Genomic DNA, 20,807 nt, shown 5'->3' on the forward strand with positions numbered 1-20,807 from the left:
AGCGGAAATGCTCTGAGGCCTGTTTTGCCTGGCAAACCTAATCTGATTGTATTACTCTGAATACCCCGGCCCGTGACGTCTCTGCGGCTCCAGCAGCTCAATGACTCCGCGCTGCGGTACTGGACGGCTAATCAGATAGCCCTGCACCTTGTCACAATCCGCTTCCTTAAGGAACGCCAACTGGTCAGCATCCTCCACTCCCTCTGCGACAACATCCAGCCCTATTTTGTGTCCCAGAATAATAATGGTCTGCACAAAGGATTGGCTGTACCCCTGGTCTGCCAGAGAGTCGATAAAGATCTTATCCATTTTGAGTGTGGAGATCGGCAGCTGCTGCAAATAGCTTAGAGAAGAGTAGCCTGTCCCAAAATCATCAAGAGCAATGCGGATTCCGCGCGATTTCAGAAATTCCAGCTTGCTTACTGTGTTTTCAAAAGACTCCATAAAGATAGACTCGGTAATTTCAAGCTCCAGACAATGGGGCGCAAGCCCGCTTTCCTTCAGATTGTCCAGCACAATATCCACAAAATCATCCTGCAGCAGTTGAATAATGGAGATATTCACTGAAATTTTGTAGGAAAGGCCTGTGCGGTCATTCATTCTTTTCATAAAAGCGGAGGCTTCTCTAAGCACCCACTCCCCGATATAAATGATAAGTCTGGAGTCTTCGGCAATTTTGATAAAGGAAAGCGGTGACACAAAGCCCAGGACCGGACTGTTCCAGCGGATCAGCGCTTCGAAGCCCGTTATGAGCCCCGTCTTGATCTCCACCTGCGGCTGGTAATGCAGCTCAAATTCATTGTTGTTCATCGCACTGCGCAGATGCTTCTCAATGTTCATCCGTTCATTAAATGACATGTGCATGGACTTGTCATAAACCACAAAGGTGTTTTTCCCTTCCTCCTTGGCCCTGTACATGGCAACGTCGGCATTCATCAGGATTTCTTCCGTAGTCTCCCCGTCTTCAGGGTAGAAGGAGATTCCGATACTCACGGAGATATACAGGTTGCTCTCGCCGATCAGAAACGATCTGCGGAAAGAGCGGAGGATACTCTCCGCCAGATTCAGCACCTCTGCGCGGTCTTCCGCGTCTTTGATAAACACCACAAATTCATCCCCGCCAAGCCGGGACAGCATGTCCCCTCCGCGCATAACCGACTGCAGCCTTTCGCTGGCCTGGCGGATCAGAATATCTCCCCACTTGTGCCCCAGGGTGTCATTGATATATTTGAAATTGTCTGTATCCACGAACAGAAGCGCCGCTTTCCCTCCCGGACGGTGGAAATAACTCTCCATGGCGTCCAGCAGAAGGATGCGGTTGGGCAGGTTGCTGAGTGAATCCATATACGCCAAACGGTGTATATTTTTTTGATTCTCCAGCAGCATATCGTACTGCCCTTTAAGTTCCTCCTGCGTAGCTGTCAACTGCTCATATGTAGCCTCCAGCTCCTGGTAGCTGTTGCCCAGCTGGAACTCGGCCTGCTTGCGTTTGCTGATATCGATTAAGGAACCCAAGAACAGCACAATTTTGTCCTTGGGGTCTACAATCGCCTTCCCGCGCACTTCGAACCAGACATAACGGTTGTCCTTGGTGCGCATACGGTACTCTATTTCATAGATGGGCGTTAATCCGGCCAGGTGCTCCTGGCGCGCCTGGCGGGCCGGTTCCTGATCATCGGAATGAATAATGCTGAGAACGCCGCCCTCGAGCGAGTGGATCTCCTCCTCCGTATATCCCATCACCTCATACCAGCGTTCCGACAGATTGTACATGCCGCTCTCCCAATCCAGCTCCCACATGTAGGCACCGGATCCCTCGGATGCCAGCCGGAAGCGCCGTTCACTGGCTTCCAGCTTATGGAACTGATCCTGCAGCTCCTCTTCAGTCGCCGCAAGCTCTTCGTAGGTAGCCTCCAGCTCCTGGTAGCTGAACTGCAGCTTGAGCTCGTTCTGCTTGCACTCTTCAACGTCCACCCCGACCAATACGTATATATCCTCCGCCTGCGTGTCCATTCCCTGGATAAGGGTAGTCCGGAAAGAGAAGTACCTCGCTTCAGATGAATGGTCCGGAAGCTTCAGCTCCACATTGCTGACATAATCCTGGTAGACGGCTCTGACGAGCAGCTCTCTAAGCGCTGCGGCCCCGCCGACGAGGCCGGGTATCTCATCGAGACTTACACCGAGCACATCTTCCCCGTTCAGTCCCGTCATGCTTGCCGCATACTGGTTGAACCGTATAACCCGCTTATCGCCATGCACCGCCCATACGATCATCCCGCTATGCTCAATTACATCCCTGAAAAACGCCTGTTCCGAATGGATGGTCCGCCGAAGATGCCTGATGTAGATTCTAAGCGCAATGATCACTATAACTAAGAGAAATAAACCGATCACAATTCCCGAGATCACCCGGCCGCGGACCATCGATGTGTAATTCTCGGAATGGGTAAAAAAATATTGCTGATACAGCTCTTCAAAAGCTCCCGACCGCTGAAGCCGTTCCAGCCGGGCATTTATGTAAGTGACTAGCTGAGGTTCGGATTTGCTGATGCCGTAAGCCACATCCTGGGGGTACAAATTGCTTAATCTGCGGACAATATTGCCGGTCAAGCCCTGCTCAACGATTAAGTAGTCAACCACCTCCTGATTCTCAAAAAGCAGGTCAATCTCACCCTTCTGCAGGGCTTCCAGCGCTTGCGGTACTGTTGCATACGGTATGTATTGTGAAACATCTGTTTTACTGCGCAGCACGGTCTCGGAATATTGTTCCTTCCCTACGCCGATTTTATAATTTTTCAGGGTGCTTAGCTTGATCTCTTCTTGAAGCGCCTGCCTGGAGTATACGGAGATATAGCTTGTAAGCACGGGCTTGGAGAACAGGGTTTCCTTCTTGCGTTCCTCTGTTACAGCCATAAGGCCTGTAGTATCAATCTCTCCCCGGGTCAGCCGTCTGTATGTTTCCTCCCAATCGCCCGTACTGTAATGAATTAAATACGACTGCTTCTCAAAAATCATACTCGTCAGGTCCATATCGAAGCCGGTCAGGTATCCGTTCTGAAGGTACTTGTATGGCGGATAACCCAGTTCTGCCTGGTATCGTATTTCCTGTCTTTCGGCGTGAGCGGATGCAGGGGGTGCGAGTATGAACACAATGCTAATCAGAAGCAAGAGTTGACACCGCTTCATCGCAATTCTCCTTTTTCCAAGAAATCAGCTAACAGCACTTATAACAAGCCTTATTCGACAAAAAATGGTATGTTTCCTGCATGCTGCCCCCATAAGGGGGATAAAATATGCAAAATCTGCCGATAAAATATTTATTCAAAAGATGGAGATCCTTTTATTTTTTATATTGCTTTTTAGGTAAAAAGTGTGGATAATAACAGTAACGGTTGATAATGATTATCATTATTGAAGACATTCAATCATCCCCTTCACTATATTGAATTAAAGGAGACTGAACACCCATGAGCGCAGCCACTACCCGGACGGCACTGAAGGTTGACGATTATCTGGATCTGCTCAATCTTGCTGTAAAAGTTGGAGATTTGAAATGGCAAAAGGAAATCAAATCCAGATTGCAATATATACTCTGCCTGCAAACCAGATAGCACTATGGAGTTACGCCGCACTTCCCGGTCAGGGAAGGCGGCTTTTTTTAATTTTAAGGGCACAGGGCGGAAATAGGCCTCAGGATGTTTAATGATATAATGTAACAATCAGCATAATATACAGCAAATAGTCTACCTGCAGATCGGAGCGTGTCAGCTTGAAGAAAACCTTTGTGTTGTTTCTGATGTTCAGCCTGCTATGGATGCCTAATATGTACGCGGCTGGAATTCCCGCCCGGCAAGGAATAGTTACCGATGAGGCCGGTCTGCTCACAAAGCAGGAGACAGCCGCTATTGCAGCAATTGCCGAGGGAGACCGCTATACCATCCGGGTGCTGACTGTCGATTCTCTTGACGGTGCCGAGCCAGAGGCCTACGCAGCTGATGTCTATGATTCCTGGGGCCTGACACCGCGTGATGTTCTTCTTCTGATCTCTGCCGGAGACCAGAGGGTGGAACTGAACTTCAACAATCCGGGCCTGCAGGGTTATATCAACTCCTGGTCGCAAGCCCAAGGCGGAGCCTTGGATACGGCAGCCATCACGGGGCTGCTGGACACGTATTTTAATCCTTATGCCCGGGAAGGGGATTTTGCCGGGGGAATCCGCTCCATGATTCAGAAGCTGCACTCCTTCGGCGGCACCGGAAGCGGCACTGGCAGCGGTGCGGCTTCGGGCGGTGGCACGGCCGGTAGCGGCAGCTCAGGCCCCGGGCTGCTGAAGATGGCCGGCATTGTCATTGGAATAGCGCTGCTGGCATTCGTGCTGTATGTGCTGTTCACCGGCCTGCGCAGACGGGGGCAGCTCCGCAGCCGGCAGGAGCAGCTGGCCGATTTGCTGGTCCGGGCGAACCGGGCGCTGGAGTCCCTGCAGCCGTTCCAGGGAATTGTTCAAGGCAAGACGGGAGAAATGGTCGAGGGAATCTCCAAACGGCTGTCTGCACAGCTGGTGGAGATCTCCGCATTGCAGAGCAGCCAAAGCTCACAGCCTCCCTTCTACCGTCTGAAGGCGCTCCGTGCGGCCAACTCACAGCTGCAGCAGGCTGAAACAGCGTTCCGCTCCTCGCTGGAGGAAGAAGAGCAGCGCATTGCCGTAATCAGTGATGCTGACCGCAACGTTAAGCAGCAGATTACCGAACTGAAGAAGGACGCACCTGAACTGAACCTGCAGCTTCAGAGTGCGGTCAAGGAGACCGGCTATGGGCTGCAGGAAATTGCCGGGGATCTGAAAGAGCTGGCTGAAGAGACCGCCAAAGCGGATGAGCTGGAGCTGTTCGACCCGGTTGCCGCACAAGATATGACCGGGGAAGCGCAGGAGAAGCAGGCGCAGATCGAGCAGGATCTGCAGGATGTCGATACGTATGATGACAAATTGAATGGCTTTCCTGGAGTTCTGGCGGCTGCCCGCAGCACCATTGCCGCATTGATCGAACAGAATTCCCTCCACAATATGAAGGTCAAGCCTTATGAGAATCTGGATCAGGCCTCCGCAGCCGCGGCAGCACTTGAAGCTCCCCTGCGCAGCGGAGACATGGATGAGGTGCGCAAAATCGCCGCCCGCATGGATACCCTGCTGGCCGAAGCCATTGCCATGACAGAGCGCCAGGCACTGATCCGCCAGAACAACCTGAGGGATCTGGATACGGTCCGCAGCCGCTGGAGCGGGCTGTCTCAGCGGCGCAATGAGCTGCACAGCCGGATCGCCGAAGCCCGCAGCCGGTTTGCGGAACACCATCTGGCCCCGCTTGAAGAGGTCCTGGAGACTGCGGGAACCCAGCTCCGCCAGGGTGCGGGAGAAGTTCCGCAGATCGAGACCTGGACCAGTGACCAGCGGGGTGAATATGACAATGCCCGCAATAGCCTGGACCAGCTGCTCAAGCTTCAGGAGGAAACCGCCCAGAAATTCGACAATGCCGGCGAGAGCCTTGATATGCTGAGCCAACGCTTAGCTAACGTTACCCGGCTCCTGGCTGAAGGACAGGAGCGCGTGGATACAGCCCAGCGGCGGCTGCAGAGCAAGGGAATTACTTCCAGGAGTCAATTCCAGCTCTCCCTGCTCCCTGAGTATGGTGAACTGGAGCAGCAGATGTCCATCCGGCCTTATAACCTGGATGAGCTGGAAGCCGCTGCACATGCCTACGAGTCCCAAATTTCCTCCTTCGTGGAGGAAGCGAACCGGCTCGTACGCCAGAAAGAAGAAGAGGAGCGCCTGGCACAGCTGGCCATCCTGCGGGAGCAGCAGCGCCGGGAGCAGGCGCGCAAGCGCGCCTCCTCTTCGGGCGGCTTCGGCGGCGGCAGATCCTCCGGCGGTTCCTCTTGGGGAGGCGGCGGCCGCTCGTCCGGCGGGTCATCCTGGGGCGGTGGCGGCGGCAAATCCGGCAGAAATTCCTCCGGCGGCTCCAAGTGGTAGACAGCGAAATATATATGCAAAACGCCTCCGGCCCAGAATAACTGGCCGGAGGCGTTTTTGCCTTGAACTCTTTTACTCCTTTCATTCGTCTTTTCAGAAATAACCAGAAATATCCAGAAAAACAAAGAAAATGAAAGAACGGCTTCGTTAGTTGGGTATACAAGGCCTTACACATATTGATATGTAAATTTTTGTATTTATTTGAACATTGAGTAAAATAAACATTAGCCTTACGATTGATTTGTTAATAAATTCCATAAAAGGACGAAGGAAGGCGATCAAACCGTAACGCCCACTCTCTCATGCACCATGATCTATACCCGCATGTAAGCATGTAAAGGTTTCTTAAACACAATGAAAGGAATGTGAGGTTTTGTGAAAAAAGTTGCATTGGTGAGCCCATTAAGAACAGCCGTGGGTTCTTTTAACAACGGTCTTTCGACATTGAGCGCTCCGGAATTGGGAGCAAACGTGATGACGGCCTGCCTTCAGCACAGCCAATTAGAGCCTGCCTTGATTGATCAAATTTATTTTGGAAATGTTCTTCAAGCGGGCATTGGCCAAAACCCTGCCAGACAGGCGGCCCTAAAAGCCGGCATCCCCATTGATGTACCTGCATCAACCATAAACACGGTTTGCGGTTCCGGGCTTCATGCCGTCGCTTTAGCTTACAACTCTATTCTGGCTGAACAAGGCAGCGTCCTCTTGGCTGGAGGTATGGAGAGCATGACGAACGCCCCATATGTGCTAAGGAATGCACGAAATGGCTATAAGCTCGGCAACGGTGAATTGATAGACAGCGTGGTAGCCGACGGCCTTACATGTCCCATCAATAATTATCACATGGGAATTACCGCAGAAAACATTGCCGGGAAATATAACATTTCAAGACTTGAGCAGGATGAATTTGCTTATGGAAGCCAGGTCAAGGCCTTGGAAGCAAAAAACAAGCAGGTTTTTGCCGAGCAGATTGTTCCCGTTATGACCAAAACCAAAAAAGCAGAGATTTGGTTCTCGGAGGACGAACATGTAAGAGCAGATACAAGCAAAGAAAAGCTTTCGAATCTAAAACCTGTATTTAAGGAAAACGGATCGGTTACTGCCGGAAATGCCTCGGGGATCAATGATGGAGCGGCGGCTGTACTTGTTATGTCGGAGGACAAATGCAAGGAGCATGCGGTACAACCATTGGCCTATATCAAGGGTTATTCGCTTGTTGGCGTTGACCCTGCATACATGGGGATGGGGCCGGTGAAAGCCATTTCGTCACTTCTTAAGAAACAGGGAATTTCCCTTGATGCCATCGATCTGTTTGAGATTAATGAAGCCTTCGCTGCACAAGCATTAGCGGTATTGAAAGAGCTTCGGATCAACCCGGAGAAGGTGAATGTCAATGGCGGCGCAATCGCGATTGGACATCCTGTCGGTGCAAGCGGAGCCAGAATATTGGTTACGTTGGTGCATGAAATGGTACGAAGATCTTCGCGTTACGGCATAGCCTCGTTATGCATTGGAACGGGTATGGGAATCGCAATGCTGGTTGAAAATGCACTCATCTAACATTCGTCTAAAAGAAAGGGAGCCAAGATTGTATGAATCCAAAAGAGGTTCTTTCACTGCAGTCCATGCCTGCGGCCAGCGCCAGTTACGGTCGTCCCCCCTACCGCTTCATCGACCGGGAGTTTTTTATAATTACCTATGAATCCGACCCCGCTGCCATTAGACAGGCGGTCCCGGAACCTCTTGAGCCGGATGGAAGCAATACCGTTTCCTATGAATGGATCAAGATGCCTGATTCATCCGGTTTAGGAAGTTATGAGGAGAGCGGGATTGTCATCCCGTGTACCTTTCAGGGGGAACCCTGCAATTTTGTTGCCCAAATGTATTTGGATAACGCGCCTGCTATTCTTGGAGGACGTGAGATTTGGGGGTTTCCCAAAAAATGGGCGAATCCCCGCCTGAGCGTTGAAGGTACGGAGACGCTGACCGGCACATTACATTATAACCATGTCCTCGTGGCCATGGGAACCATGCCTTTCAAACATAACATTCTCGACGAAAAGGATACGGCTACATCCATCGCCAAAACCCAAGTGAATTTAAAATTAATTCCCGATGTGGATGGTACCCCTAAAATTGCGCAGCTAGTGGCGTATAATCTCGAGAATATTACAGTAAAAGGTGCTTGGTCAGGGCCGGCCCGGTTAAGCCTGATCCCCCATATCAACGCTCCTGTGGCAGATTTGCCAGTTAAGGCGTATATCGGCGGCAAACATTTTATTGCCGATTTAACGCTGCCATACGCAAGAGTCATTCACGATTATCTCCAGTAAGCTTTGCTATCTTAAAATAAATATACAAGGAGTCAGAAACCATGAATAACAAATTAATCTCCGCAGAAGACGCCGTTAAGACGGTCAAAGACGGAGACACGGTGATGGTCGGCGGTTTTCTGGCCGGAGGCCACCCGGAACAGCTCGTGCGAGCGCTTGTCGAGACCCATTCCGCCGGTAATCTTTCCATTATTTCCAATGATACAGGCACCACGGAATTATCTATATATGAGCTTGTAAAAAGCGGCAGAGTCAAGCGGATTTATGCATCCTATATCGGCTCCAATCCGGAAACGGGAAGACTCCTTATGACCAAAGAAGCTGAGGTAAACCTCTTCCCGCAAGGCACGTTAGCTGAAAAAATACGTGCAGGAGGAGCGGGCTTGGGCGGTGTTTTAACACCTGTAGGTGTAGGTACCATTGTAGAGGAAGGCAAAAGGAAAATAGATATTGACGGAAGGGAATATCTGCTCGAACTGCCGCTCAAAGCGGATGTGGCGTTAATCAGAGCCCATAAGGCAGATGAAGCGGGGAATCTAGTGATCAACGGCTCCTCACGCAACTTCAATTTCGTTATGGCTATGGCGGCAGATTATGTAGTTGCCCAGACAGACGAATATGTAAAGCTCGGGGAAATTGATCCCAATCATGTCAACGTACCGGGAATTTTTATCGACGCCATTGTAAAGGTAGGGGATACGCATGAATAACCGGGAATTCATTGTGAGAAGAGTCGCCCAGGAATTCAAAGACGGCGATGTGGTCAACCTGGGTATTGGCTTACCTACCATGGCGGTAGACTATATTCCTGATAATGTTCATATTATGCTGCAAGCTGAGAACGGGATCCTCGGTGTAGGCCCCAAAGCCACAAAGGAACAGGAAAATATCGATTGTATCGATTCTGGCGGAAGTTATGTTACAACCATGGCAGGAGCTTGCTATTTTGACAGTGCGCTTTCCTTCTCCATCATCCGTGGGGGGCATGTGGACATCACTGTTCTGGGTGCCCTGGAGGTTGATGAGCACGGCAACCTTGCAAGCTGGATGATTCCAGGAAAAAAAGTGCCGGGCATGGGAGGAGCTATGGATTTGGTGGTCGGGGCCAAGCGTGTCATTGTAGCCATGGACCATGTGAACAAAGATGGGGCACCAAAAATATTAGAAAACTGCAAGCTGCCCCTGACTGCTGTAAATGTGGTGAAAACCATTGTAACCGAAATGGCTGTCATCGATGTGATTCCGGGCACAGGGCTGATGCTGAAGGAAATTGCGCCGGGTCTGTCGGTGGAGGACGTTCAAAAGGCAACCGGGGCCAAGCTGTTGGTCTCGCCAAACTTGAAGGCCATTGCCGTCTAAGCTAAACGGTAACTCCGGTATATGGCAAATACTAACACCGCCGTCCCAAGTAGAACCGGCTTCGCCGTCCTTTAAAAGGACGGTACCGTTTCAGCGAGAATAAATTCATATATTTCAAAAACACAAGCCCACTCTCCCCAATCAGGGGAAGCGGGCTTGTGTTGTCTTCGGTTAATGCGTATCCTTAGGCTCATCATGCGGCTCATCCAGAAACGGCTTGTTCACATAATAATACATCACGCCCATCAGCACGCCTCCACCGATCAGATTCCCGAGCGTGACCGGCACCAGATTGTGCACCACACCGCCCCAGGATATCGTACCGGGATGATCCAGCACGAGGGCAATCGCAAACGTACACATATTAGCGATACTGTGCTCATAACCGGAAATAAAGAAGCAGAAGACGAACAGAACCATGGCAAACATTTTGGCTCCATCGCTTTTCATAGACATAGGAACAAAAAAGGCCAGACATACCAGCCAATTACACAGAATCGCGCGGAAGAACAGCTGCATTGCCGGGGCTTCCATCTTGTGGGCCACCACATTGAGCAGAAATCCGTTCACACTGGAATCATAGAACAATCCTGTCAAAAAAATCAGCAGCGCAAAGGCCGTGGCCCCGAGAATATTGCCGATGTAGCTGATGACCCACATCCGCACCACCTCGGTCCACTGCAGCTTGCGTCTTAAGGCGGCATACGTGTAATAAAAGGTATCTCCGGTGAACAAATCGCCTCCACCATACGAGATCAGAATGATGGCTGCGCCGAACGTAATCGCAGCCATCGGGTACGTCATCGGCGAATGCTCCATGTAGAAAAAGTTACCGGTCTTAAACGCTACGATGACGCCGAATCCAATAAACATACTGGCCAGCATTGCCCTGGCGATGTAACGCAAAATGCTTTGCTGATAGATCTTCTGTTTCTTTAGAGCTAATTTCTCAACCTGCAGCAGTGCCTCGTTCTCCATGTGACCTCCGATTCAGCTTATATTTTCAGCAATGTGAGGCTAAGTGCAGCCTCCCGGTTATTATACCCAATAAACCGCTGGAAATTGCTTGAACCAGGGATCATCCAAAAATTGTGGAGAATCCATCGGGGCTCTCCGCCGTTGCCGCTTTAGCTGTCATCGCCAGGATCGTTCAGCTTGACAATCGCTTCTGCCTTCTCACTGCTGGCTACGATGATAAGCACCAGTACCAAACACCCCAGAATCATCCGCTTATCCTCACTTCCTCCATATGCCGCCTCAGTGACAACTTATGTGGAGGAGCAGGGGATTATGAGTGGGGAAGTTGGATTCTTAATTCAGGAAGCTGCTAAGCTCGCTGTCGCTGCCGGCCTGCTTCAAGGCCTGCGGCTGCGAAGCTTCATTGAGTCCGAGGCGGTTGTTCAGCTGCGTGTTGATGGTTGTCATTTTGGACGTATAATCCTGACAGCTCTCAATGATCCGGCGGTTGGACTGCTCGGAAGTATCCAGGGCACTCAAGAGATCGCCAATGGCCTGATTAACCGCCTCAAGCGACATAGAGGGCTTGGAGAGCAGCTCCGTCGTTTTCTCCGTAGTCGTACGCAGCAGACGCGCATTTTCTTTGAATTGATCCTCGATGGTCTTATTGGTCGCTTCTACCGCAGAGATGACATTCTCCTGATCCGCCAGGGACATGGCAATCATTGCCGAGACGGTAATCAGATTCGAAGTCTTATCAATCGCGTTGTTTACGGAATCGATCAGCTTGTCGTTGTTGTCATTGATAATATCCGTAGCGGCAATCGCCTGATTGTAGAGGAGAATCATTTCCGTCATGGACTGGATACGAACCATCACCTTGCGCAATCCGCGCTCCAGATATGCCTTGCGGAACTCATTCTCCGGCTTGGCGATCTCAACCTCGAACAGCTCCTTCAGCTTGTTGCCGAAGGCGATTTTGGTCTGCAGGTTGTAGATCTCCTCCATGGAGGTTCGTTTGAGCTGCCGCATATTGACGATGCTCTCTTCCAGAGTATCCCGACCGTCACGCAGCCCCGTTACGATGGCGTCAATATTGGTGCGGACCGACTGATACTTGTATACGTAATTCTTGAGCGGGCTCTTGCGCAGCATTTTGCCAAAAAAGCTGACGTTCTTGCTCTGCTGAAGCGTCTCACATTCATTGCGCAGCTTCATAATCATGTTCGGCACTTCCACCCGTTTGCCGGACATCAGATCATTCACCGGGCGGTCCAGCAGCTTCAGGGTTTGCCCTGCCTTCTCCTGCGTCTTCACTCCCAGCTTGCCGATATCATCCATCAAGGAATCCAGGGCAACGGTGTCTGTTTTGGCGACCTTTTCAATCAGCTGCGAGGCTTCTTCGACAACCTTCTGCTCATCTTCTTTTTTGAGCTCAATCAACTGCGTGGACATGGGTTTCCCTCCTCCTATAATTCGGAACTGCTGTACCGCTGATGAATCAGTTCCGCCTTGGTCTGAAGTTCCATCAGGTCTTTATGCTCAATCGTTGAGGCGATTTCCGATATTTTGGAATCAACATCCCGCAGGCCGTTCAGCAGCATCCTCCGGTTTCTTGTCTTGGCTTCTCCGCCCAGGCGCAGAAACGGATTGATCACACCATTAAGATCCTTAAGCACCAGCCTGCGGACCGTATGGTTAATCTCGCCGTTGCCCAGCTCCTGCAGCAGCGGAATTACCCGCTGGAGCCTGGCGAACAGCGCCAGCGACTTCTCGACAATCTCATTGTCGAGCGTATCCTTCTGTCCTTCGGAGATGATCATATCCTCCAAAATGCTCAAATACTCCACTACCGGAGCGAACTCTGCGCTGATCTGGATCTCGGCGCTTCCCCGTCCGGCGGGGGCTTGTCCGCCTGCAGCAGCGGCTCCGCTTGCGGAACCGCCCCGTTCCAGGCTGCCCGCTGCGGGAGACGGGGGGAGCGCTTCCTGCTCCTGGCCGGCGGGAAGAACCTCCGCCGGCAGATTGATGCGGTTCCGCGCCCCGCCGATAACCGCTGCGCCAGCACCGGCCACCGGCAGCAGCAGAGAGATTAGCTCCGGTACAAAAGCGCTCGTCACCAAGGCAATCACGTAACCGGCTCCGGCATACATCAATACTTTCCATTTCAAATGAATTGTTCTCACCTCTTGTGAACGGGCTTATGAACTGCTGCCGCTCAGGTTCACGGCATCCGTGATCACGGATTCACCGTTTATTCTCATAATCAGCGGCTGCTCTACATGGCTGGCCAGCACATTGCCGGCGAATTCTGCTGGCTGCACCTCGCCGCCCAGCGCGCTTTTGACTGCCAGATAAGGGAAATTAATTCCGGACAGGCAGGAGATATGCAGCCCGCCGGACATCCGGGGATTAATCTCCAGCAGCTTCGGAACCCCGCCGCTGTATTTCATCTGGATATTGAAATTGAAGGGAATGCGGTAAGTCTCGGCCACCCGTGAAGCAATATGCTCCAGCTCCGGAATATGCTCCATCAGCCGCAGGCGTCCGCCCGCCTTGCGTCGCGGCACCGCCGCCAGCAGTCTGCCGTTCTCATCGGCCAGACAATCAATGCTGTACTCAAAGCCTTCGAGAAGCTCCATTACCATCAGATTCGGAAAAGAATCCACACTGGAGAGTATGCGGCGGGCTTCCTCAAAAGATATGTACGGCGTAACATGGCCAAAAAGATCCTGCAATGGATTGCGGTCATTATTGATAATGCGGAAGCCAAGCCCGCCTTCGGTTTCGGTCGGCTTGAAGCAGACCTGATGTCCTTGGGCGGCAAGATCCTCGTAAGCTGCCTGGAATTGCTCTACAGTGCTGACTACACGGTAATCCGGAATCATCATGATTCCGGTTTCTTTGACACTCTCATAGAATTTGCCCTTGTCCATAATCTTCTCCAGCAGGTCCAAATCACGGCAGACCAGCACTTTCGTGCCTATGGCGTCGAACATCGGGGCGTGTAAGGCAATATCCAGCATGTGCAGACGGGGAATAAAAATATCGATCGCATTGCTGCGGCAGAAGTCTACACAGAATTGCACATATTCAATCCCTTCAAGCTCAGGCTCCGCTGCGGCAACATCTGCGCCTTGCAGCGACATATGCCGGATATCCGGATGGGTGGCAAAAATTTGAACAGGGAGGCCATCCTCATTATTGCGGATAAGGTTCATATAATGATAAGCCACGGAAAACCAGCGGTTAAAATAAATGTTTACCTTTTTCATTGTGGCCCAACTCCTAGTGCTGTCAAATTGTTATACAGCCTCTGTACATATTCCATAATCTCATCCCCGGCAAATACACCGGCCCGCTTCGTAAAAGGATACTCTAATTTTACTAGACCTGCCTGCTGTTCGGCAAATATTTCTCCATGGCAAGGGGCGATTGCATAATCGGCACTTGCCAGCAGGCTCTTGTCCAGCAGGGAATCGCCCGACGCTACCATCGGCTCTGAATGGACTGTGCGGCGTACATGGATGATGGCATCGCTTTTGCTCACAGCCTCCGGAACCACATAGAGCTTGCGGCCCTGAAGCGAAACCTTCCAGCCCCATCCGTTCAGATGCTCCGAAAGCCGTGTAATTTCATCCATAGGCAGCAAATCACGATAAACAACAAACGTGTAGAACAGCTCATCGCAATACCGCTCACTGATAATCCATTCGGGCCGGACCACCGACCGCACCAGCCTCCCGGCTTCCTCAGCCGAAGCAGAACCCCGTTCCACCAGCCTGCCTACAGCAGTCCTCCACTCCTGGTCCACTATCCCATTCACCAGAATATTCCCGCCGTTGCTGGTTATCGCATAATGGGGAATAACCGTATCCTGGAACAGATTGATCCGTCTGTACTGTGCCACTGTGCGTGTAGTTACCGGCATAAATATGATTTTGGCCGCAAGCTCTTTAAGCAGCTCCAGCGCATGCTGTGAAATATAGGAGACTGTCTTCCCGTCGACAATCTCTGCCGGAACAAGACCCGGAGAATCCTCGGGAACACCAATTGCACTCGGGGAATAGATCAGGGTGCGGTCCAGATCGCTGGCGTAAATCATTCACTCTCCCCCTTCAGCGGCTTGATAATCCCGCAGCAGGAATACGTAAGACCAGGGAAAATTTCTACCGGAACACCGCGGTCTTCCGCCAGCAGCAGAATATGGCGCAGATTCGGATTATCCATAGTATCGACAAGAATCTTCCAGGGTACTCTGCGAAGCAGCACGCGGGTGGTCTCGCCGACCCCGGGCTTTACCAGATTAATATCCGCTATGCCGAACGTTTCCTGAATCCTCTGAATATCACGCAGGCCCTGCCAGGTAATCTCAGGGGGAGAGGCCAGCATTCCTGCAGCGATAACCCCAGCCTCTTCACTAACTGAAGGATAATAGGGTGTAATTGCATCGATAAACACATTGGAAAGGTCCGTTTCCAGCCACTCTCTGTAGAACTTTGCCCCATGGAATTCATCAGGCCCGATGAGATCGTCCCGCAGAACGGTGCGGCTCATCAGGCCGGACACGGTGGAGTTCAGACACGCGCTCGGAATCAGATAATCCTCCCGGGTGCCAAAGGTACCCGAGCAGTGACCCGGATCGGCAAGCACTGCCAGATCATCGCTAAGCACAATTCCATATTTCTGATACATGCTGCGACAGGCTTCTATTAAGACCTGGCGGATAGCTCCCTTGCCGGTCCAGCCGTCAATGAACTGCAGCTTCGCATCCATTCCATGCTGCTGCAGCATATAGAGGATAGCGTTCTCATCGATGCCTTTGCCCCGGATAATCGATATGCTGTAATGAGGCAGCTCCACCCCGTAACGCACAGAGATATAACGTTTAATCAGCACACCAACGGGGGTGCCGGCTCTCGCCAGGGATACCAGGACCGTACCCTCGGTTCCCCGCTGAGCCACAATCATTTCGGAGACCGCCGCGACTGCCAGTGCTACCTTCTCTGCTGATTGCCGAAGCGTCTCATGGAACAGCGCAATATACTGCGCGGTCGGCTGATATTCAACAGGGAGCATTTCGGAATAATGCACACCGGACTGGATGGCTGCTTCCCGCTCTGTGGTCCCGCGCTCCAAATGCACATCACTGAGGTCCTTAAGCAGAAACGTAACATCAGACGGGGGATAGCTGCCCAGCGCCACAGGGGGGGCAATTTTTTGTTTCATGATGTAATCCGGATCTGTTCCCTTCATCCGGTCAAACCTCCCTCTTCCGGTTCAGAGGCCAGGACGACAAGATGCACCTTGCTCCCCGCCAGCCGCTTCAGAATATCGGTCATCGGTTCAATCCTCCGGCGGGGTACATCACGCTCAAGAAGCACAAAAATCTCATCATACTGGCCAGGTTCCACATTATAGATATAATTAGTAATCCCCGGGTCCACTGCTGACGGATAGGCTGCCGCACTGTGGACACCGTAACCGGAACGCCGGTCGGGGTGGATCGGGCTGCGGGTGGAGGATTGATACCTGACCCCTTCGCCCATCTCCGCCGCAATTCTCATCGGCAGATACATGAACTCGCCGACTCCAAGCACGAGCGCAGTCCCCCCCTCCCGCAGCCCGCGAAGTTGTGCAGCTGCCTGTGCAATCCCTTGATCCAAACGCTTGTTATCCTCTGACTCTAACCCGAACCGTCCGCTGTGCTTCAGGTAGGGTGCCGGGTTAATCTCTCCAGAGGAATCAGAGGAGGTTACATTCAGCCGCTCCAGGCCGTCCTGCACATAGGTAAGGATCACCGGAGCTTCAGCGGCAATCGAAGGCTCCCGCCCAGTCTCCACCAAGCTCAGCTGAGGCGTGCCTTTAACTTCAATTGTTCCCTGCAGCAAGCTTAGCGCTCTGATGCGGATGCCCAGCTCCTGCTCCAGATCACGGTAAGCCTGAATGTTGGCGCTGCTGCGCCAATCGAGAAGGGAAGCAACCACATATTCCTTACGCGGAAACTTGGACTGGATATCACGAATGGTATTGATCGCCGTATTGCCGGTAGTAATTTCATCATCTACCAGCACAACAGGTTCTTCCCCGGACAGCAGCTCGGCATTCAGGGCATAGCATAAATGATCAACCGCATGGGAATGCTCTTCTTCAAAGCTGACCACCGATACAAGCTCCGGTATGTCTTCACGGGTAGTATGAATATATGATGCACCTTTGGCAAACATGTGGTACATGCTGTGGCCCAGGGCCGTTGCCGTCTCGGCAAAGCCGATAAACAGAACACGCTCCGGGAGAACCAGCCGGGCATCCAGCAAATCACGGTAGGCCGCCTCTGCATGCTCCGGATGAATCAGTCCGTGAACGGCCTGATTTAGCAGCTTGTCCATCCGTCCGCCGCCTGCTGCTTCTCCGCCCATCTCCTGATAGAGCAGCAGTGCCAGCGCGGCACCGCTGAGCAGCGGAGTATACGGATGGACAGGGATGTGCTTCCCGAGCACCTTGCTGACAAAAAGAAATGAGCGTTTCTTATTAATCCGGGCCGCCATCGCGAACAAGGCATGAACCGGAATATGAAAAGGGTTGGAGGTTTCAGTTACCGTAACCTGCAGGTTCTCAACAATATCAAACGTGTGTGTATTCGTTCTCGGGCAATAATCCGACAAAATGCTGTTGTTCATGTAACACCCCGTATATTTGAGATCGTAGTAAGACTCGTTTCGCCCAGTTCAAATGCGGCTTAATTTCATTCATCTTGTTGTAATACTCGCTTTTTAACACACCGCGGCTGCCATCATTGCTCTCGACAATACTTAAGGCGTCCACATATTCCTCATGCATCACCGTATACATGGCCTGCACAGGTCTCAGGTGGGAGGGGTGAATGATCGTCTTGCCGACAATCCCGTTCTCCTTATCCAAAAGCACTTCACGGAAGAGCCCGTCCATGGCGCTGGTAATATAGTGGTTGCGGATTTCGCGGCCCTGCTTGCCATAGGTGTCCTCAAAAGGAGTCTGCCGGAGCTGCGGACGCAGAACCCGGTGCCCTTTGTTAGCGAAGTATTCCCATACCGGTCCCGAGATGACATAACCCTCATCCACCCGGCCGAACACATTGATAATATCGGAGATGCAGTCACGGATCGGCGTCAGATCATAAATGCTGATATCCGGACTGCGCCGCAGCCCGAACAGACTGGAGAAATCCGTCGCCCCGATGCGGACATTCAGCACATATTCACGGTATTCACCCAGCAAATCGCGGATACCAAGCAGCGTGCCGAGCCGGCTTTCCCGGTAAATGACCGGTGCACTTTCCAGGATCGGCATGCCGTACAGCACAGGAGCTGAATAGCTGCGTGAGCTGTTATAATCCGCTATCGCTTCGAAGTATTCCACTCCGTTCTCCAGAGTGAACTTGGGAAATACAAAGCCGGTCAGCATAGTAATTAAAGTGCCCAGCCGGAAAATCAGCTGCTGCAGCTGCTCCGGATTGCGTACACGGACAAACAGCAGCGGGAGACTATTCCTCAGATCCGGCTCATTGTCGGCATAGGCCGAGAGGAACGCAAGATGTCTCACAATAGACTCCTCGGCAAAATCAACTTCACCGTCGCCAATGGCATCCTCCAGATCCATAATCACCGTTACCAATCCAGAAGCCTTAAGCTTCAAAATATCTTCAGCAACACTGGGACGGGTAGCCGGCATATATAGGGCCGCTCCGACAGCATACGCCAGGAGCTCCTTATGTGTGGCAGAGTTAAATGAAACAGGCGGAGAGTAGAATAAGGACATTTCTTGTTCTTTGGTCAGGTAATCGAAGTATCTCAAGGCCTTTCCCCCTTATCGGTTCACGAAGAAGCGCTGCAAAAACGAATAGCCTCTCCTTATAGAGAGCAGTAGAACCGGCTGCGCCGTCCTCTCGGGGACGGCATCCGGCTTTCTCAAATACAAGCAAAGGCCATGCTATTATCTATACGATTACCAGGCAGAGGAGATCCACCTTCCCTGTGGACGTCTCTCTACCTATAAAACAGTGACTCACATCAAGACTGCCGCTTCAGTTAAACTTTACGGTTAGCCTCTCTTTTTTTCTTGCCGGAGCTGTATAAGATTGTTCCCACAAAGACTGCTATCAGAATAGTGAAGAACACCACATGCGACATTTCGTAGCCAAAGGCTCCAGCCATCATTTTGCCGGCAATAATAGCGATCAGCAGAAACGCCGTCTGCTCCAATTCAGGGAATCTGGCAATGAGCTTCAGGAACAGCTGGGCCACACCGCGCATCATCAGTACGCCGAGTATACCGCCCAGGAAAAGTACCCAGACCTTATCGCTAAGTCCGAAGGCAGCCACCACGCTGTCAATACTGAAGGCAATATCCATTAACTCAACCATCAGCACCGTTCGCCAAAAAGAGGTGCCTTTGTTCTCTGTGTGATCTTCCTCGCCGCCTTTAAACAATCCTTTGTAGGCGATGTAGAAGAGATAGAGCGCACCCAGAACCTTAACGAGCGTAAACTTAATCAGGAATGTCCCGAGACCAATGGCCAGGAATCTGAATAAATATGCACCCAGAATCCCGTAGAACAACGCCTTTTTCTGCTGTTCTTTGGGTAAATGCTTGACCATAACTGCCAGTACGAGTGCATTATCTGCGGAGAGCAGACCTTCCAGCAGCACCAAACTCCCAATAATCCCCCAGCTTACAGGGTCAGAGAGGGTACCTACAATATCACTCCATGAGAAGAAGTGCCCGTAATTATCGCTTATACTCCTAAAAAAATCGCTGAACCAGTCCATCCCATTCTTGCCTCCGGTAAAATAGTTTATTTACTGCCTGCTACCCACTGCAGGCCCCATCCATATGCCTGGTCCATTTCGCGATGCCCGCTGAAATATTGCACGAGTCTTTCAATACTGAACGTTTCATTCCCGACATTCTGGACCATGGCTATGGCGCACATGCCCTTCCGGTTGTTATGCTCGTCCAAATGGACAATAATATCCGGCCCGCCGCCTTGAGTTATGGTAACTACACCATCTGCCTCGGACCAATGGGTAACACCTTTGTAGATAAAAGCAAAAATTAAAATTCTTTGGATTTCCGCAACCTTACTCCCGTTTATACGCAGGTTTTCTCCAGAGGTTACGGAGCCTGTCCGGTCATCTCCATCCAGCATCACAAAGGGCGGCTGCTGAAAATGGCCAAAAGCATTGCCAAGCGCCTGCACAACGCCCTTATGGCCATTTTTGAGTTCATAGAGACAGGCAAGATCCAGATCCACGCCGCCCTTGCGGCTGAACAGTCCGCCGCCCTGCTTCTGATTCCAGTTAAGGTTGACCAGCACTTCACCCAGACCGGCGGCGGACTTCTTCAAGTTAATGGAATCGCCCTTTTTCTTCAACTCAATCTTCTTCAGATTAAGATTTAGCGGCGCAGAGGAAGAAATCTCCTGCCGCCCGGAAGGAGGCGCAGCCGATCCAGCCGTCGGCTGAATCACCGGTATCACCGGTGCCTCTGTTTGCGTACCCTTCCGTTCTGTCATCTCCGTCTTAGGTGGAGCCGGGGGCGGCTCCTCTGACACCTCAATTCCATAGTTGCTGCAGAGCGCCTGCAGCCCGCCGTCAAAACCCGCCACAATGGCGCTGAACTTCCATTCACCGCTGTATCTATATAATTCTCCTACCACAACAGCCGTTTCTACGGAGAAATGACTTCCAAGGTTACATCGCAGGATTTCCGAGCCTGTCGCCTGATTCAGAATCCGGCAATGAGCTTCACTCATTTGACTGAAGCTTTGCTTGCGGTTTTCGCCGTCATAGAGTGTAAGCGTAAATGCGATTCTCATGATGTCCGGGGGAATTTTGTCCAGTTCGACCTCGAACTGCCTGAGGCCCCCTGAAGCCTGGCCCGGCACGTCCTTATACCGGATATAAGATGTAGACGGATTATTATAAAAGATCAGGTCATCATCCCCGCGCACCTTGCCCTCAGAACCAAGGAGGAACGCCGAGGCGTCAATTTCCATCGAAGAAGGGGCATGCCAGGCGATCTCTGCAATCATGTGATGGAGCCCCGGATTGCTTTTGGTCAGGTCTGCTTTCTGCCCTTTAACCACTTGAGTGCTCATT

General features: G+C 51.7%; 17 protein-coding genes. 6 read left to right on the forward strand and 11 right to left on the reverse strand.

The window, feature by feature from the left end:
* Window positions 1-51 precede the first annotated feature (51 nt).
* Window positions 52-3,186: an EAL domain-containing protein gene (locus tag BLQ82_RS05685; protein WP_062525019.1), complete on the reverse strand. Its 3,135-nt coding sequence runs from the start codon at window positions 3,184-3,186 to the stop codon at window positions 52-54.
* A gap of 281 nt (window positions 3,187-3,467) precedes the next feature.
* Here BLQ82_RS05685 and BLQ82_RS31815 point away from each other — a divergent pair, with 281 nt between their 5' ends.
* From BLQ82_RS31815 to BLQ82_RS05710, 6 genes are all read left to right on the forward strand, one after another.
* Window positions 3,468-3,611, forward strand: coding sequence for a hypothetical protein (locus tag BLQ82_RS31815; protein WP_167529887.1), 144 nt, complete (start codon window positions 3,468-3,470; stop codon window positions 3,609-3,611).
* 158 nt (window positions 3,612-3,769) lie between these two features.
* Window positions 3,770-6,019, forward strand: coding sequence for a TPM domain-containing protein (locus BLQ82_RS05690; RefSeq protein WP_062525017.1), 2,250 nt, complete (start codon window positions 3,770-3,772; stop codon window positions 6,017-6,019).
* A 375-nt stretch (window positions 6,020-6,394) separates the two neighbouring features.
* The gene (locus tag BLQ82_RS05695; protein ID WP_062525015.1) at window positions 6,395-7,579 is read left to right on the forward strand and encodes an acetyl-CoA C-acetyltransferase; all 1,185 of its coding nucleotides are present in this window, start codon (window positions 6,395-6,397) and stop codon (window positions 7,577-7,579) included.
* Between the two features lie 32 nt (window positions 7,580-7,611).
* Window positions 7,612-8,352, forward strand: a complete 741-nt coding sequence (locus tag BLQ82_RS05700; protein WP_062525013.1) for an acetoacetate decarboxylase — start codon at window positions 7,612-7,614, stop codon at window positions 8,350-8,352.
* Window positions 8,353-8,393: 41 nt separating this feature from the next.
* Window positions 8,394-9,062, forward strand: a complete 669-nt coding sequence (locus tag BLQ82_RS05705) for a CoA transferase subunit A (protein ID WP_062525011.1) — start codon at window positions 8,394-8,396, stop codon at window positions 9,060-9,062.
* On the forward strand, window positions 9,055-9,711 hold the full coding sequence (locus tag BLQ82_RS05710) for a 3-oxoacid CoA-transferase subunit B (protein WP_062525009.1): 657 nt from the start codon (window positions 9,055-9,057) through the stop codon (window positions 9,709-9,711). The genes BLQ82_RS05705 and BLQ82_RS05710 overlap by 8 nt, the downstream gene beginning before the upstream one ends.
* A 171-nt stretch (window positions 9,712-9,882) precedes the next feature.
* On the opposite strand, the gene BLQ82_RS05715 is transcribed toward BLQ82_RS05710, so the two are convergent.
* The 10 genes from BLQ82_RS05715 to BLQ82_RS05760 form a co-directional block, all read right to left on the reverse strand.
* Window positions 9,883-10,689: a formate/nitrite transporter family protein gene (locus tag BLQ82_RS05715; protein WP_062525007.1), complete on the reverse strand. Its 807-nt coding sequence runs from the start codon at window positions 10,687-10,689 to the stop codon at window positions 9,883-9,885.
* Window positions 10,690-11,022: 333 nt separating this feature from the next.
* Window positions 11,023-12,123: a toxic anion resistance protein gene (locus BLQ82_RS05720; protein ID WP_062525006.1), complete on the reverse strand. Its 1,101-nt coding sequence runs from the start codon at window positions 12,121-12,123 to the stop codon at window positions 11,023-11,025.
* 14 nt (window positions 12,124-12,137) lie between these two features.
* The gene (locus tag BLQ82_RS05725) at window positions 12,138-12,845 is read right to left on the reverse strand and encodes a hypothetical protein (RefSeq protein WP_425281124.1); all 708 of its coding nucleotides are present in this window, start codon (window positions 12,843-12,845) and stop codon (window positions 12,138-12,140) included.
* 24 nt (window positions 12,846-12,869) lie between these two features.
* The gene (locus tag BLQ82_RS05730) at window positions 12,870-13,943 is read right to left on the reverse strand and encodes an ATP-grasp domain-containing protein (RefSeq protein ID WP_062525004.1); all 1,074 of its coding nucleotides are present in this window, start codon (window positions 13,941-13,943) and stop codon (window positions 12,870-12,872) included.
* A complete protein-coding gene (locus BLQ82_RS05735) occupies window positions 13,940-14,773 on the reverse strand; it encodes an HAD family hydrolase (protein ID WP_062525002.1) in 834 nt (277 codons plus the stop codon). The genes BLQ82_RS05730 and BLQ82_RS05735 overlap by 4 nt, the downstream gene beginning before the upstream one ends.
* On the reverse strand, window positions 14,770-15,924 hold the full coding sequence (locus tag BLQ82_RS05740; RefSeq protein ID WP_062525000.1) for a cysteine protease StiP family protein: 1,155 nt from the start codon (window positions 15,922-15,924) through the stop codon (window positions 14,770-14,772). Before BLQ82_RS05740 ends, BLQ82_RS05735 begins: the two co-directional genes overlap by 4 nt.
* Window positions 15,921-17,216 carry a phosphoribosyltransferase family protein gene (locus BLQ82_RS05745; protein ID WP_062525290.1) on the reverse strand — a complete coding sequence of 432 codons (1,296 nt, stop codon included), beginning with the start codon at window positions 17,214-17,216 and terminating at the stop codon, window positions 15,921-15,923. Before BLQ82_RS05745 ends, BLQ82_RS05740 begins: the two co-directional genes overlap by 4 nt.
* Window positions 17,217-17,292: 76 nt before the next feature.
* Complete coding sequence (locus BLQ82_RS05750) at window positions 17,293-18,501, reverse strand: HpcH/HpaI aldolase/citrate lyase family protein (protein WP_244280706.1); 1,209 nt, start codon at window positions 18,499-18,501, stop codon at window positions 17,293-17,295.
* 233 nt (window positions 18,502-18,734) lie between these two features.
* Window positions 18,735-19,475, reverse strand: coding sequence for a TerC family protein (locus BLQ82_RS05755; protein ID WP_062524998.1), 741 nt, complete (start codon window positions 19,473-19,475; stop codon window positions 18,735-18,737).
* Window positions 19,476-19,501: 26 nt separating this feature from the next.
* Entirely contained in the window at window positions 19,502-20,806 is a 1,305-nt protein-coding gene (locus BLQ82_RS05760; protein WP_062524996.1) for a TerD family protein, read from the reverse strand.
* Window position 20,807: the final 1 nt, after the last annotated feature.

This window comes from Paenibacillus jilunlii, from assembly GCF_900102965.1.
Taxonomy (GTDB): domain Bacteria; phylum Bacillota; class Bacilli; order Paenibacillales; family Paenibacillaceae; genus Paenibacillus_AQ; species Paenibacillus_AQ jilunlii.